The organism is Burkholderia sp. ABCPW 11, assembly GCF_001523445.1.
Lineage (GTDB): Bacteria > Pseudomonadota > Gammaproteobacteria > Burkholderiales > Burkholderiaceae > Burkholderia.
Window position 1 is genome coordinate 56,703 of the sequence record NZ_LOVM01000041.1, and the last position, 15,259, is coordinate 71,961.

Sequence of the window (15,259 nt, forward strand, 5' to 3'; positions counted from 1 at the left end):
CGCGGGGCGCGGCCGGCCGGTTGCCGGCGCGCACCGCGTCCCGCCGCTTCATCCCCGGAGTCATCATCATGCAAACGGTTCCTGTCACGGATCGCGCGGGCGTGCCGCCGCCCGCGCCGACGATCCATCCGCGCTGGGTGCGCGCGAGCCACTGGCTCAACGCGCTCGCGGCGATCCTCATGGTGTTGTCCGGCTGGCGCATCTACGACGCGTCGCCGATCTATCCGTCGTTCACGTTCGCGCACGGCATCACGCTCGGCGGCTGGCTCGGTGGCGCGCTGCAATGGCATTTCGCGGCGATGTGGCTGCTGGTCGGCAACGGGCTGTTCTACCTCGCGATGTCGATCGCGACGGGGCGCTTCGCGCGCAAGTTGCTGCCGGTGACGCCTGCGTCGGTGTGGCGCGACGTGCGCGCCGCGCTCGGCGGCCGGCTGTCGCACGACGACCTGAGCGTCTACAACGCGGTGCAGCGTGCCGCGTACCTGACCGCGATCGTCGATCTCGTCGTGTTGGTGCTGTCGGGCCTGACGATCTGGAAATCCGTGCAATTTCCGCTGTTGCGCGAGCTGTTCGGCGGATACGACGACGCGCGCATCGTGCACTTCTGGGCGATGTCGCTGCTGGTCGCCTTCGTCGTCGTTCACGTCGCGATGGCGTTGCTGGTGCCGCGCTCGCTGCTCGCGATGCTGCGCGGCCACTGACCCGCGCGTGGCGGGTGAAGGAAATCATCATGTCGGAATCCGAAAAAAACCGCGGCGAGTCGCGCTGGACGCTCGACCGGCAGTCGCTCGAACTCGACGTGCGCCGCACGCTCGAGATGCCGTCGCGACGGCTCTTCAACCGGCGCGTGCTGACGCTCGGCGGCCTCGCGATGCTGACCGGCTGCACGTTGCAGGACGACGCGTCGGTCAACACGTTCCTCGAGAAAGTGTCGCGCATGAACGATCGCGTGCAGGCATGGCTGTTCAGCCCCGACCGGCTCGCGCCGACCTACACCGAAGCCGACATCACGCGGCCGTTCCCGTTCAATGCGTACTACGGGATCGACGACGTGCCGCACGTCGACGAATCGACGTATCGGCTCGTGCTGTCCGGCCGCGTGACGGGCAAGCGCGTGTGGACGCTCGACGAGCTTCGGGCGCTGCCGCACGCGGAACAGATCACGCGGCATATCTGCGTGGAAGGGTGGAGTGCGATCGGCCGCTGGGGCGGCACGCCGTTCGGCGCGTTTCTCGCACGCGCGGGTGCCGATACCGGTGCGAAATACGTCGGCTTCAAATGTGCGGACGATTACTACGAAAGCATCGACATGCCGACCGCGCTGCATCCGCAGACGCTGCTCGCGTTCGACTACGACGGCCGCCGGCTGCCGCCGGAATACGGTTTCCCGATGAAGCTGCGGATGCCGACCAAGCTCGGCTACAAGAACCCGAAGCACATCATGGAAATCTTCGTGACCGATACGTTTCCGGGCGGCTACTGGGTCGATCAAGGGTACAACTGGTTCGGCGGCTCGTGACCGGCGCATGCGCGCCGAGATGCATCGCGCATCGGCGTCATGCGGATTCCCGCACCTGAAGCTCGACGTGCAGGCCGGCCGCCGCCGCCATGTTGACGAGCGCGTCGAGTGCGAACAGGTTGATCTTGCCGCGCATCAGGTCGGACACGCGGGGCTGCGTGACGCCCAGCAGTTTCGCGGCCTGTGCCTGGCTGAGTTCGAGCTGCGCGAGGCGTTGCTTGAGCGCGATCATCAGTTCGGACCGCAGCTTCATGTTCTCGGCCTCGGCGGGCTGCTCTTCGATCGCGTCCCAGATGCTCTTGTAGCGTTCGTTGGTCATCGTTTCCACTCCGTCAACAGGGCGCGATAGCGCCGGGCGGCCAGTTCGATATCGGCCTTGCTCGTGCGCGCCGATTGCTTCCGGAAGCAATGCAGCACATAGACCGCATCGGCAAACGTCGCGACATAGACGATCCGGAATGCGCCGCTCGCGTCGCGCAGGCGAATCTCCCGAACGCCGACGCCGATGGTGCGCATCGGTTTCCAGTCGTCGGGCGCCAGGCCGCGCTGCACCTGATCGATCTGATGACCGGCTTCGCGTCGTACGGCAGGCGGGAAATCGCGAAGCGCGTCGAGGGCGCTGCCGATGAAAACGACCGGCTTCGGCGGGAGAATGGGAAGATTATACAAAATTTTGTATGGCGTGAAGATGCAGTTCGAACGGAGCGCGCGGCGCGCAGCACGCGTCGCCCCGTCACGATAAGGGCGAAACGGCGACGGCCATGTACAACTGGCCGTTCGGCCGACGGCTCGCGTGCGATGGGCCGAACGCGGCACGGGCGGCAATGTCGAGCCCCATTTTTCAGCCGCCGCTTTCATCCGGCGTCGTGCGAAAAATGTCGCGCCGAAACATCAGTCGATATGCTTTCAGACAGGTCCGACGATGCTTTCGAATCCTTGATGCCATAATGCCGAGCGTGTGCAGCCGATACGGCTGCGCACGTTTTTTTTGCCTTTTGCCGCCGCTCGCCGGTTCTCTTTCGTCGCCGTTCGCACTGCCATGTCGTTCCGCACGTTCGCTCTGCCTTCCCGGTCCCGCGTGGGCCGTTTGCCGGCATCGCCGGCGTTTTTCAGCGGAGCGCGCGGCGTGACGTGCGGGCGGGCCGCACGATGACGCCGCTCGACCGCCTCCTCGATTTCCTCGCCCGCTTTTCGTTCCGGATCCGCCTGCCGCAAAGCCGCGGCGGCCGCGTGGCGCTCGCGCTCGTCTTCATCTATTTCGTCTGGGGCTCGACCTACAGCGGGCTGCATTTCGCGCTGCAGTCGTTCCCGCCGCTGTTGCTGTCGGGGCTGCGCAACCTGCTCGGCGGGGTTGGCCTCTTCATCTTCGCGCTGCGGCGCAAGCCCGAATGGCCGACGCTGCTGGAAATCCGCAACGCGGCGATCGTCGGCACGATGCTCGTCGCGTTGTCGTCCGGCACGATCGCGCTCGGCATGCGCACGGTCAGCAGCGGTTCGGCCGCGGTGATGGTGGCCACGGTGCCGTTGTTCGCGACCGTGATCGCGGCGGTCGCCGGGCGGCCGGTGACGAAGGGCGAATGGGCGGCCGTCGCGCTGGGGATGGTCGGCATCGTCGTGCTGAATTCGGGCGGCGCGGCCGCCGCGAACTCGGCACTCGGCACGATCTGCGTGCTGGCCGGCGCACTGTTCTGGGCAGGCGGTGCGCATCTCGCGACGCGGCTCAAGCTGCCGTCCGACCTGTTTCTGTCGACGTCGCTGCAGATCGGCCTCGGTGGGCTGATGTCGACGATCGTCGCGTGGCTGCTCGGCGAACGCGTCGAACAGCTGGCCGTCGGGTCCGTGTTTGCGTTCGTGTACCTGATGGTGTTCTGCACGATGGCCGCGTACGTCGCGTACGGCTATCTGATCCGCCACACGAGCCCGATCATCGCGAGCAGTTGCATGTACGTGAATCCGATCGTCGCGGTCGCGCTCGGTGCGTTGCTGCTGGGCGAACCGGTGACGATGGCGACCGTGGTCGCGACCGTCGCGATCCTCGGCAGCGTCGGGTTGTCGTTCGTGTTCGATCCGGCGCGCCGGCCTGCGGCGGCGGCCACGGCCACAGGCTCGCCGGCCGTCGCGGCCGAGCAGGCGGGTGCGGCGGACGCTTCCGCCGTCGCCGAGCAGATCGCCACGCCGGATGCGGCGCCGATCCTCGCGCCTTCCGCTGTCCCGCTCGCGGTGCCGGCACCCGCGGCGGTGATGGATCCCGGCGCGGTGATCGACCCGGCTCCGGCGTTCGCGCCGCCGCCCGCGGCCGAGCCGGCCGCCTCGCGCACCGACGCGTGACGCCGCGGTGGCCGGCCGCGCTCAGCCGCGCCGGCCGCCGCGATGGTGGAACCAGCCGGCGAGCGCGGTAAACAGCAGGCCGGCCGCGCACATGCCGGTCCAGCCGAACGCGCGCCATGCGGCGACGCCGGCCGACGAGCCGAGCGCGCCGCCGATGAAATAGCACACCATGTACACCGTGTTGACGCGGCTGCGCGCGTCGGGCTTCAGCGCATAGATGCGCGACTGGTTCGAGATCTGCGCGGCCTGTACGCCCACGTCGAGCACGACCACGCCGATTACGAGCCCGACGAGGCTCGACCCCGACAGCGCGAAGATCACGAACGACAGCGCGAGCAGTGCGATCGCGAGCGAGATGATCGCCCGCGGGCCGCGCGTGTCCGCGAAGCGGCCCGCATACGGCGCGGCGAGTGCGCCCGCGGCGCCGACGATCCCGAACAGGCCGGCCGCCTGCGGGCCGAGATGGAACGGCGCGCCGGCGAGCAGCAGCGTGAGCACCGGCCAGAACGCGCTGAACGCCGCGAACAGCGCGGCGCCTGTGAGCGACGCCTCGCGCAGCCCGCGCAGTTCGACGGCCAGGTGCCACATCGAGCCGAGCAGCTTGCCGTACGACAGCGTCGACGTCGGCGAGCTGCGCGGCAGCCGCAGCACGATCACGACGGCGAGCGCGACCAGCGCCGCGACCGATGCGGCGAACACCGCGCGCCAGCCGAAATACTCGGCGACGAAGCCGGCGGCGGTGCGCGCGAGCAGGATGCCGAGCAGCAGGCCGCTCATCACGGTGCCGACCGCGTGGCCGCGCTCGGCCGGCGGCGCGATCTCGGCGGCGAACGGCACGGCCTGCTGCGCGATGGTCGCGAGGATGCCGATCGCGAGGCTTGCGGCCGCGAGCACGGCCAGCGACGGCGCGGTGGCCGCCACGATCAGCGCGATCGACAGCCCCGCGATCTGCAGCAGGATCAGCCCGCGGCGATCGAAGCGGTCGCCGAGCGGCGCGAGCAGGAACATGCCGGCCGCATAGCCGAGCTGCGTCGCGGTCGGTACCGCGCCGATCCACGATGCGCCGTCCGGAAAGGCCGAGCGGAAGCTGTCGAGCAGCGGCTGGTTGTAGTAGATGTTCGCGACCGACACGCCCGCGATCGTCGCGAGCAGCAACAGCAGGCTGCGCGAGTAGTGGGGCGAGGCGGCGTCGGTCGGGCGGTCGGTGGAGGCGGTGGACATGGCGGCAGGCACGGAGTGGGGCGGCGCGGCAGGCGGCGCACGCGTCGGGTGCGCAGGCGGGCCGGGCGCCGGTCGAGGTTGCCGATCATACCGGAGCGACGTGAATCCTGCCGGCGGCGAACCGGCCCAACGGCCCAACGGCCCAACGGCCCAACGGCCCAACCCCAACTGACCGGCCGCCGCCTGTCACGGCACGCGCTTCACGTCGTTCAGTCGACCAACTCGCCGGTCGGCTCATAGAACGGATACGGTCCCGCCCCTTCGTCCACGTAGACGTGATGCGACGTCATCCCCGTCTCGGGTGCATGGCGATGGACCGCGAACGCCGGCGGTTCGAGCCGGAATGCGGACGGCGCATCGGCTCGCAGGTCGAAGGCGACCTGGTGCGCGGGCGACGGCACCGCGCACGCGAGCGTGCCGCCGAAGCGCGTGAACATCGTGCGGTGCACGTGGCCGCACAGCACGCGCTCGACGTTCGGATGACCGCGCAGCAGCGCATCGAGTTTCGCGGCGGCGGCGGGCGCGAGACGCAGCTTGTCCATGTGGCCGATGCCCGACGCGAACGGCGGGTGATGCAGCGCGACGATCGCGGGCCGGTCGCGCGCGGCGTCGAGCTGCGCGGCGAGCCACGCGAGCCGCGCGTCGCACAGGTCGCCGTGGCTCGCGCCCGGCACTTGCGAATCGAGCGCGAGCACGCGCACCGCACCGACGTCGAGCGCGTACTGCACGAATTCGCCGTCCTGCAGCTCGGCGCGATCGGCGAACGCGCGGCGCAATCCGGCGCGGTCGTCGTGATTGCCGATCATCAGGTAGTACGGAATCTCGAGCGCCGCGAGCAGTCCGCGCAGGTTGCCGTACTCTTCATCGTGGCCGAAGTCGGTCAGGTCGCCGGTGACGAGCACGGCGTCGGGGCGCGGCACGAGCGCGTTCAGCTTCGCGATGCAGCGGGCGAGCGCGGCCGCCGTATCGACGCGCCGGTACGCGAGCTGGCCCGGGCGCTTGATGTGGAGATCGCTGATTTGAGCAAGCAGCATCGTCGTTCCTCGGAATCGTCTGGTTGTTGTCCCGGCGGCGTGCGCCGCCGTGGGGTGTTGCGTGAATGATGCCCGATCGAAGGCTTACGCGCCGAGCGCGATCAGGCCTTCCGGCGCGATCGTGAGGCCGACCGCCGTACCGCGTGCGAGCGCGATGCGGCCCGGCACGTCGATCACGAGCGCGTCGGGCGCCGCGTGCTCGATCGTGAGCCGCGTGCGCTCGCCGAGGAACGCGCACGCGCCGACGGCGCCGCGCAGCGGCGCATGGGCGGGATCGGCGAGCTGCGCATCCTCGGGGCGGAAGAACCATTCGTCGGCCGCATGCGGCGTGACGATCGCGCCGCCCGTCGTTGCGAGCGCGCCGTCGCGCCACTGGCCCGCCAGCCGGTTCAGCGTGCCGATGAACTGCGCGACCGTCCGGTTCGCGGGGTGGTAGTAGATCTCGCGCGGCGTACCGATCTGCTCGATGCGGCCCGCGCCCATCACGACGATCCGGTCGCCGAGCTCCATCGCTTCGGCCTGATCGTGCGTCACGTAGACGGTCGTCACGCCGAGCGCGCGCAGCAGCGTGTTCATGTCGCGGCGCAGCACATCGCGCAGCTTCGCGTCGAGCGCGGTCAGCGGTTCGTCGAGCAGCAGCACGCGCGGGCGCACCGCGAGCGCGCGCGCCAGCGCGACGCGCTGACGCTGGCCGCCCGACAGTTGATCGACCGGTTTGTCCGCATGCGCATCGAGCCGCATCATCGCGAGCAGCTCGTCGACGCGTTCGCGCAACGCGCGCGGTTCGGTCTTGCGGATCTTCAGCCCGTAGCCGACGTTGCCGCGCACCTTCAGGTTCGGAAACAGCGCGTAGTTCTGGAACACCATGCCGACCTGCCGGCGCTCGATCGGCAGCAGGGTGACGTCGTCGTCGCCGAATGCGATCTTGCCGCCGGCGTCCGGCGTGTCGAGGCCCGCGATCAGGCGCAGCGTGGTCGTCTTGCCGCAGCCCGATGGCCCGAGCAGCACGAGCGTTTCGCCGGCGCCGATCGACAGGTCGAGCGGTTCGAGCACGCGGGTGCCGCGGAACGTCTTCGCGCAGCCGGTCAGGGTAATGGGAGTGGAATCGAGTTTCATGTCTGCAAGAAATCAGCGCGGGCGCTTCTTCGGCGCGCGCGTACCGGACGGATCGACGCCGAGCCACTGCATCGCGACGAGCAGCGGCAGCGTCATCAGCAGGAACAGGATCGTGTACGCGCTGCCGACTTCGAGGCGCAGCGACGCATACGTATCGGCGAGCCCGACCGGCAGCGTCTTGGTGTCGGGCGTGTGCAGCATCCACGTGAGATTGAATTCGCCGATCGACAGCGTGAGCACCGCGAGCGCGCCGGCGACGATCCCGGGCCGCAGGTTCGGCAGCACGATCGTGACGAAACGCGTGACGAACGACGCACCGAGGCTCGCCGCGCCTTCCTCGAGCGTGCGCAGGTCGGCGCCGGCCGCGACGGCCGCCACCGCGCGCACCATGAACGGCAGCGTGAACACGACGTGGCCCACGACGATGAACCACAGGCTCATCCGGAACGCGGTGAAGCCGCCGTACACGACCAGCAGCGCGAGCGCCGAAGCCAGCCCCGGCAGCGCGACCGGCAGCACGAGCGCTTCCTCGATCGCACGCGCGATGCGGCTCTTGCTGCGCGCGAGCGCATAGCCGGCCGGCACGCCGACGACGAGCACGATCGCGAGCGTCGCGAACGCGACGTAGAGCGACAGCGCGACCGAGCCGTGATACTGCTGCCACACTTGTTCGAGCCAGCGCAGCGTGAGGCCGCTCGACAGGCCGCGGAAATAGTTGACGGTGAGGCCCGCGAGCACCGACATCACGACGGGCACGATCAGGAACGCGCACAGCAGCAGCGTGACGCCCCATTGCAGCGCGGCGATCGCACGCGCGCCGGCGACGCGCGGCGCATGCCGCGCGGCGCGCGTCGTTTGCAACGGAGCCGGGGCGGGGGCCGGCGACGGCGTGGAAGAGCCGGAAAGCGATTGCATGCGGGAATCCTCAGGCCGCGGCAGCGGCGGTGTGGCCGGTGAAGCGGCGCGCGAGCGCGAGCACGGCCCAGGTGACGATGCCGAGCACGATCGACAGGCCGGCCGCCGTCGCGATGTTCGCGTTCAGCGTGAATTCGGTGTAGATCGTCATCGGCAGCACGTTCAGATCGGTGGCGAGCGTGAACGCGGTGCCGAACGCGCCCATCGCGGTCGCGAAGCAGATCGCGCCGGCCGCGATCAGCCCCGGCGCGAGCGCGGGCAGCACGATGTCGACGAAGATGCGCCACGGCGACGCGCCGAGCGAACGCGCGGCTTCCTCGAGCGACGCGTCGAGCTTCGACGCGGCCGCGATCACGGTGACGATCACGCGCGGAATCGAGAAGTACAGGTAGCCGACGAACAGGCCCGCCACCGAATAGGCGAACACCCATTTGTCGCCGACGAGCTTCGCCGACAGCATGCCGATCAACCCCTGGCGCCCCGCGAGCATGATCACCATGAAGCCGACGACGACGCCCGGGAACGCGAGCGGAAACGTGAGCAACGCGAGCAGCACGCGCTTGCCGGCGAATTCGCGGCGCGCGAGCAGCAGGCCGGAAACGGTCGACAGCGCGAGCGTCGCGAGCGTGACGCCCGCGGACAGCGCAACCGTCTCGCCGAGGCTCTTCATGTAACGCGCGTTGCCGAGCAGCGCCGCGTAGTGCGAGAAGAAGGCGCCGTCGGCGGACACCTGCACGAGCGCAGCCATCGGCAGGAGCCAGAACGCGGCGAATACCGCCAGCGCCGGCGCGACGAGCGCGACGCGCCAGCGCAGCGGGAAAGTCAGGTCGAGCATGACGTGGGACCGGCCGCTTACTGCATCACCTGCAGGTACTGCTGGCCGAACGCCTGCTGGCCGGCCGCCATCTTGCCGAAGTCGACCGACTTCGCCCGCGCGTATTCGCTCGCCGGCAGGAACTTCGCGGCGACGTCGGCGCCGAGCGCCTGCGCACGCACCGGGCGCAGATATGCGTTGGCCCACAGCTTCTGGCCTTCGTCGGACAGCACGAAGTCGAGCACCTTCTTGCCGTTCGCGTCGTGCGGCGCACCCTTCACGAGGCTCATCACGTACGGCACCGCGATCGTGCCTTCCTTCGGGATCACGAACTCGACGTTCGCGTTGTCCTTGTATTTCGCGCGATACGCATCGAAGTCGTAGTCGAGCAGGATCGGAATCTCGCCGGACAGCACGCGTGCATACGCGGTCTGCTTCGGCACGATCGGCGCGTTCGCCTTCAGCTTGCGGAACCAGTCGAGGCCCGGCTTGAAGTCGTCGAGGCTGCCGCCGAGCGCCTGGTTGACGGCGACCGCGCCCGCATAGCCGACGAACGCGCTCGACGGATCGAGATAGCCGACCATGCCCTTGTATTCGGGCTTCAGCAGATCGGCCCACGAACGCGGCACCGGCTTGCCGTCGAGCGCGTCCTTGTTCACGAAGAAGCCGAGCGTGCCCGAGTGGATCGCGAACCAGTAGCCTTGCGGGTCCTTCAGGTTCGCGGGAATGTCGTTCCAGTGTGCGGGCTTGTACGGCGCGATCACGCCCTTGTCCTTCGCCTGGAACGCAGACGACACGCCGAGGTAGACGACGTCGGCCACCGGGCTCTTCTGTTCGGCGATCAACTGCGCGATCGACTGGCCCGAGTTCTTGTTGTCGAACGGCACGCGGATGCCGGTCTTCTGCTTGATCGCGGCGATCTGCGCGGCCCAGTCGGCCCATTCGGGCGGGCAGTTGTAACAGATCGCCGTTTCGTCGGCGTGGGCCGCAGGGGCGCCGGCGACGAGCGCGGCAAGGGCGAGCGGCGCGGCAAGCGCGCGCAGCAGCGAGGTCAGGCGAAAGGACACGGTGAGTCTCCGGGCGAGTGGGTGTAGCGCTGGGGGGATATCGGCATGCGTGGCGGCGGCCTGCGATCACGCCTCGCGCAAGTGCAGCTCGGCAGCCGGCGGCGCAACCGTCGCGCCGTCGCGCACCGCATGCGGCAGGATCATCGACGTGCGCTCGATCGCGGCGCCGCCGATGCATTCGACGAGACGCTGCCACGCTTGGCGGCCGATGTCGCGGTTCGGCGTCGCGACGCTCGCGAGCGGCGGCGCGAGCAGCTCGCCGATCGCGATCCCGTCGAAGCCGAGCACCGACAGGTCGTCGGGGATCGAGAAACCCGCGCGGCGCAGGCCGCGCATCACGACCATCGCGAGCAGGTCGTTGCTGCAGAAGAGGGCGGTCGGACGCGTGGCGTGCGCGGTGAGATGCGCGAGCACCGCATCGGGTAGCTCGGGCGCGGTGAAGTCGACTTCGACGGGCGGCAGCGGTGCGACGCCGGCTTCGTCGAGCGCTTGCGCATAACCGAGATGACGCTGGCGTGCGCGATCCGACGCCGCGAGCGAACCGGCCAGCATCAGCACGCGGCGGTGGCCGCGCGCGGTCAGCAGCCGCACGCCGTCATAGGCGGCGCGGCGGTTGTCGACCGACACCGACGGGCGGCGCTGCGTGTCGTTGTGCATCAGCACGTAGTGCGGACCGTCGCGGTCGAGCATGTCGAGCAGCGGATGCGTGTCCGCGTCCGCGACGGTGAGGATCAGCCCTTCGACGCGCTGCTCGCGCAGCGTCTCGATCGCATGACGTTCGCGCGCCGCGTCGTATTCGGTCGTCATCAGGATCAGCTTGAAACCGGCCGCGGTCGCGAGCGCATCGATGCCTTGCAGGCAGTCGGCGAACACCGGGTTCGACAGCGTCGGCACGACGACGCCGACGAGCCGCGTGCGCTCGCCGCGCAGTTGCCGGCCGAGCGGGCTCGGGCGGAACTGCAGCGTGTCGATGGCGGTGCGGATCGTCTGCAGCGTGGCGGGGCTGACGGTATGCGGCGCGTTGATCGCACGCGAAACGGTGGCGATCGAGAAGCCCGCGAGGGCGGCGACGTCCTTGATGGTCGAGGTCATGAAGTCATGCGATGTAAACGTTTTCGGCCGGGGAATTATCGAAAACGTTTGTGACTTCGCGATGACGCATGCGACGCTTGTTTCGCCATGAGCACGATACAAACGTCAGACGGTTGAGGCCGTCGGACACGCGCGGTCGATTGTATCGGCACGAAGGTGCGGCGCGGGACGAAATCGTCGGCCGTGTGGTATCGGTGTCGTATCGGTGTCGAATGCGCGGGAGGAAACGGTGCGACGATGGCCGGTGTCGCGATGCGGCGCGGCGGAATGAGGGAACGCATGCGCCAAGCAATGGTAGAATCGCGTCCGCCCTCTTGCCGGGGTGATGAAATTGGTAAACATAGCGGACTTAAACGATTGAGTGCCCGGCCGGAAACGGTCGGTGCAGAACCCTTCAAATTCGGCGAAACCCCTGATGTACGCATCGAGGCAACGCCGAGCCAAGCCTCGCGGCACTCGCGAGGAAGGTGTAGAGACTAGACGGGGGGCACCTAAGGCACACGGGCAGCGGTCACGCCCGCGCGCGACGGTGAAGGCATAGTCCAGCGCACGAACGGTTCGCGCATGCGACGCCGGCTTCGAAAGAAGCAGTGTGACGAAAATCCGCCGCCTTAATTGGCTTGCCGGTTCAAGTCCGGTCCCCGGCACCATCGATTGCGCCGATTCGATCGATGAAGGTGTGAAAAACCCGCGAGAAATGCAGCGCTCGCGGGTTTTTTTGTTTGGTGCGGATGCATGCAGCGCCACGCGCTGCGCGTCGATGCGACGAAAGCGACGCCATGTGATACTTGGCACGCGCTTCTTACCGACGCATTCCAACGCAGTTCGCCTCTCGCAATCCCATCCGTCATGACCGACTCGACCCATCATTATTACGAACCCTCGCAAGGCCACGGCCTGCCGCACGATCCGTTGAACGCGATCGTGGGCCCGCGCCCGATCGGCTGGATCTCCTCCCGCGGCAGCGACGGCACGCTCAATCTCGCGCCGTACAGCTTCTTCAACGCGTTCAACTATCGCCCGCCGATCATCGGTTTTTCGAGCACCGCCGCGAAGGACAGCGTGCGCAACGTGCAGGAGACCGGCGAGTTCGTGTGGAATCTCGCGACACGCGATCTCGCCGAGCAGATGAACCAGACCTGCGCCGCCGTGCCGTACGACGTGAACGAATTCGAACTGGGCGGCTTGACCGCGGTGCCGTCGCGTCTCGTCGACGTGCCGCGCGTCGCGGAAAGCGGCGTGAACTTCGAATGCAAGGTGACCGACGTGATCCGGCTGCGCGATCATCGCGGTGTCGAGACGCCGGCCACGCTGGTGCTGGGCGAGGTCGTCGCCGTTCATATCCGCCATGACCTGCTGAAGGACGGCATTTTCGACACGTTCGGCGCGGGCATCATTCTTCGTGCGGGCGGCCCGTCGGCCTACGTGCACGTGACGCCCGACAGCCGCTTCGACCTGTTCCGTCCCGACGCGTGATCGATCGCGCGTCGCAGTAAGCTGGCAAGCGGGCGCACGCGCGCCCAAACCTGAAAGACCCCGCAGAGATCGAGGATTTCGCGGGGTCTTTTGCTTCGTACCCTCACATGATCGGGACGCGCCGATCCGTCGGCGACGCCCGATCGTCGCCCGCCCGACGACCCTGCACCGCAAAACCCGTGCTGCGCCGACTCCGCCGGCCGCACCTCACGCGCTGCGGCGATCCGCCATGGCAAATCTGCTCACCGCGAACGAGCGGCTTGGGCATCGACGTCCGCCGCTGCAAGGCATAGATTTCCAAGGTTGACGTGCTTATCCGTGCGTCAGCTCGCGCGCAGGCCGGCAACCGGCCTGCGCGTTCCCAAACAGCGTGAGACACAATCGAGCGTGGAGACGACACGATGAGCCTGTCAGAGCCATTGCGTCTGCATGTGCCGGAGCCCACCGGGCGCCCGGGCTGCAAGACGGACTTTTCCTATCTGCATCTATCGCCGGCCGGCGCCGTCCGCCGCCCGCCGATCGACGTAGCCGCGGCGGACACCGCCGATCTCGCCCGCAGCCTCGTGCGCGTGCTCGACGACAACGGCAAGGCCGTCGGCCCGTGGGCGCCCGATCTCGACGATGCGCGCCTGATCGCCGGGCTGCGCGCGATGCTCAAGACCCGCATTTTCGACGCGCGCATGATGATCGCGCAGCGCCAGAAGAAAATCTCCTTCTACATGTTGAGCCTCGGCGAGGAGGCGATCGGCACAGCGCACGCGATGGCGCTGCGAGACGGCGACATGTGCTTTCCGACGTACCGGCAGCAGAGCATCCTGATCGCGCGCGACGTGCCGCTCGAACGGATGATTTGCCAACTGATGTCGAACGAGGGCGATCCGCTGAAGGGCCGCCAACTCCCGGTGATGTACTCGGACCGCGAAGCCGGTTTCTTCTCCATTTCCGGCAATCTCGCGACGCAGTTCATCCAGGCGGTCGGCTGGGCGATGGCGTCGGCGATCAAGGGCGACACGAAGATCGCGTCCGCGTGGATCGGCGACGGCGCGACGGCCGAAGCCGATTTCCACACCGCGCTCACGTTCGCGCACGTGTACCGTGCGCCGGTCGTATTGAACGTGGTCAACAACCAGTGGGCGATCTCGACGTTCCAGGCGATCGCGGGCGGCGAGGGCACGACCTTCGCCGGGCGCGGCGTCGGCTGCGGGATCGCGTCGCTGCGCGTCGACGGCAACGACTTCCTCGCGATCTACGCGGCGTCGAGCTGGGCGGCCGAACGCGCGCGCCGCAATCTCGGCCCGACGCTGATCGAGTGGGTGACCTACCGCGCGGGCGCGCATTCGACGTCGGACGATCCGACCAAGTACCGGCCGAGCGACGACTGGTCGCATTTCCCGCTCGGCGATCCGATCGAGCGCTTCAAGCGCCACCTGATCGCGAAGGGCATCTGGTCGGACGGCGCGCACGATGCGCTGACGGCCGAACTCGAGGCCGAGGTGCTCGCCGCGCAGAAGGAGGCGGAGAAATTCGGGACGCTGGCCGACGACCGGATTCCGTCGCCGGCGTCGATGTTCGACGACGTATACAAGGAGCTGCCCGCGCACCTGCGCCGTCAGCGCCAGGAACTGGGAGCGTGATCATGGCGCAACACGAGACAGAAACGGCGACGCAGCCGATGACGATGATCCAGGCGCTGCGCTCCGCGATGGACGTGATGCTCGGGCGCGACAGCGACGTGGTCGTGTTCGGGCAGGACGTCGGCTACTTCGGCGGCGTGTTCCGCTGTACCGAAGGACTGCAGAACAAATACGGAAAGTCGCGCGTGTTCGATGCGCCGATCTCGGAAGGCGGGATCGTCGGCGCGGCGGTGGGGATGGGCGCGTACGGGTTGCGCCCCGTCTGCGAGATCCAGTTCGCCGACTATTTCTATCCGGCGTCCGACCAGATCGTGTCGGAAGGCGCGCGGCTGCGCTACCGCTCGGCCGGCCAGTTCACCGCGCCGATGACGATCCGGATGCCGTGCGGCGGCGGCATCTACGGCGGGCAGACGCACAGTCAGAGCCCGGAGGCGATGTTCACGCAGGTGTGCGGGCTGCGCACGGTGATGCCGTCGAATCCGTACGACGCGAAAGGGTTGCTGATCGCGTCGATCGAGAACGACGATCCGGTGATCTTCCTCGAACCGAAACGGCTGTACAACGGCCCGTTCGACGGCCATCACGAACGGCCCGTCACGTCGTGGCTCAAGCATCCGGCGAGCGCGGTGCCCGAAGGCTACTACACGGTGCCGCTCGATACGGCCGCCGTCGTGCGCCCCGGCAACGACGTGACGGTGCTGACGTACGGCACGACGGTGCACGTGTCGCTCGCCGCGGCCGAGGAGACGGGCATCGACGCGGAAGTGATCGACCTGCGCACGCTGTGGCCGCTCGATCTCGACACGGTCGTCGCGTCGGTGCGCAAGACCGGGCGCTGCGTCGTGGTGCACGAAGCGACGCGCACCTGCGGTTATGGCGCGGAGCTCGTGGCGTTGGTCCAGGAGCACTGCTTCTACCACCTCGAAGCGCCGGTCGAGCGCACGACGGGCTGGGACACGCCGTATCCGCATGCGCAGGAGTGGGCGTACTTTCCGGGCCCGGCCCGGGTCGGTGAAGCGTTGCGACGCGTGATGGAGGCGTGA

The 15,259-nt window shown here is 68.3% G+C and carries 15 protein-coding genes; 6 read left to right on the forward strand and 9 right to left on the reverse strand.

Annotated features, from left to right (window positions below; genetic code table 11):
* The first annotated feature begins 68 nt into the window (after positions 1-68).
* Both WS61_RS17530 and WS61_RS17535 read left to right on the forward strand, forming a co-directional pair.
* Positions 69-701, forward strand: coding sequence for a cytochrome b/b6 domain-containing protein (locus WS61_RS17530; RefSeq protein ID WP_059502106.1), 633 nt, complete (start codon positions 69-71; stop codon positions 699-701).
* A gap of 29 nt (positions 702-730) precedes the next feature.
* On the forward strand, positions 731-1,519 hold the full coding sequence (locus WS61_RS17535; RefSeq protein ID WP_059501873.1) for a molybdopterin-dependent oxidoreductase: 789 nt from the start codon (positions 731-733) through the stop codon (positions 1,517-1,519).
* Positions 1,520-1,556: 37 nt separating this feature from the next.
* On the opposite strand, the gene WS61_RS17540 is transcribed toward WS61_RS17535, so the two are convergent.
* A complete protein-coding gene (locus tag WS61_RS17540; RefSeq protein WP_034206864.1) occupies positions 1,557-1,838 on the reverse strand; it encodes a helix-turn-helix domain-containing protein in 282 nt (93 codons plus the stop codon).
* On the reverse strand, positions 1,835-2,188 hold the full coding sequence (locus WS61_RS17545) for a type II toxin-antitoxin system RelE/ParE family toxin (protein WP_059501875.1): 354 nt from the start codon (positions 2,186-2,188) through the stop codon (positions 1,835-1,837). Before WS61_RS17545 ends, WS61_RS17540 begins: the two co-directional genes overlap by 4 nt.
* A gap of 480 nt (positions 2,189-2,668) precedes the next feature.
* Here WS61_RS17545 and WS61_RS17550 point away from each other — a divergent pair, with 480 nt between their 5' ends.
* Complete coding sequence (locus WS61_RS17550) at positions 2,669-3,847, forward strand: EamA family transporter (protein WP_059502113.1); 1,179 nt, start codon at positions 2,669-2,671, stop codon at positions 3,845-3,847.
* A 21-nt stretch (positions 3,848-3,868) separates the two neighbouring features.
* Here WS61_RS17550 and WS61_RS17555 read toward each other — a convergent pair whose 3' ends face one another.
* The 7 genes from WS61_RS17555 to WS61_RS17585 all read right to left on the reverse strand — a co-directional run bounded on the left by WS61_RS17555 (position 3,869) and on the right by WS61_RS17585 (position 11,106).
* Complete coding sequence (locus WS61_RS17555; protein ID WP_059501877.1) at positions 3,869-5,068, reverse strand: MFS transporter; 1,200 nt, start codon at positions 5,066-5,068, stop codon at positions 3,869-3,871.
* A 209-nt stretch (positions 5,069-5,277) separates the two neighbouring features.
* Positions 5,278-6,102 carry a phosphodiesterase gene (locus WS61_RS17560; RefSeq protein WP_059501879.1) on the reverse strand — a complete coding sequence of 275 codons (825 nt, stop codon included), beginning with the start codon at positions 6,100-6,102 and terminating at the stop codon, positions 5,278-5,280.
* Positions 6,103-6,186: 84 nt separating this feature from the next.
* Complete coding sequence (locus WS61_RS17565; protein WP_059501881.1) at positions 6,187-7,218, reverse strand: ABC transporter ATP-binding protein; 1,032 nt, start codon at positions 7,216-7,218, stop codon at positions 6,187-6,189.
* A 12-nt stretch (positions 7,219-7,230) separates the two neighbouring features.
* Positions 7,231-8,133 carry an ABC transporter permease gene (locus WS61_RS17570; protein WP_059501883.1) on the reverse strand — a complete coding sequence of 301 codons (903 nt, stop codon included), beginning with the start codon at positions 8,131-8,133 and terminating at the stop codon, positions 7,231-7,233.
* A gap of 10 nt (positions 8,134-8,143) precedes the next feature.
* On the reverse strand, positions 8,144-8,968 hold the full coding sequence (locus tag WS61_RS17575; RefSeq protein ID WP_059501884.1) for an ABC transporter permease: 825 nt from the start codon (positions 8,966-8,968) through the stop codon (positions 8,144-8,146).
* 17 nt (positions 8,969-8,985) lie between these two features.
* Positions 8,986-10,014: an ABC transporter substrate-binding protein gene (locus WS61_RS17580; RefSeq protein WP_059501885.1), complete on the reverse strand. Its 1,029-nt coding sequence runs from the start codon at positions 10,012-10,014 to the stop codon at positions 8,986-8,988.
* 66 nt (positions 10,015-10,080) lie between these two features.
* Positions 10,081-11,106, reverse strand: a complete 1,026-nt coding sequence (locus WS61_RS17585) for a substrate-binding domain-containing protein (RefSeq protein WP_059501887.1) — start codon at positions 11,104-11,106, stop codon at positions 10,081-10,083.
* Positions 11,107-11,955: 849 nt separating this feature from the next.
* Here WS61_RS17585 and WS61_RS17590 point away from each other — a divergent pair.
* The 3 genes from WS61_RS17590 (at position 11,956) to WS61_RS17600 (ending at position 15,259) form a co-directional block, all read left to right on the forward strand.
* Positions 11,956-12,582: a flavin reductase family protein gene (locus WS61_RS17590; RefSeq protein ID WP_059501889.1), complete on the forward strand. Its 627-nt coding sequence runs from the start codon at positions 11,956-11,958 to the stop codon at positions 12,580-12,582.
* A gap of 401 nt (positions 12,583-12,983) precedes the next feature.
* A complete protein-coding gene (locus tag WS61_RS17595; protein WP_059501890.1) occupies positions 12,984-14,216 on the forward strand; it encodes a 3-methyl-2-oxobutanoate dehydrogenase (2-methylpropanoyl-transferring) subunit alpha in 1,233 nt (410 codons plus the stop codon).
* Positions 14,217-14,218: 2 nt separating this feature from the next.
* Positions 14,219-15,259, forward strand: a complete 1,041-nt coding sequence (locus tag WS61_RS17600) for an alpha-ketoacid dehydrogenase subunit beta (protein WP_059501892.1) — start codon at positions 14,219-14,221, stop codon at positions 15,257-15,259.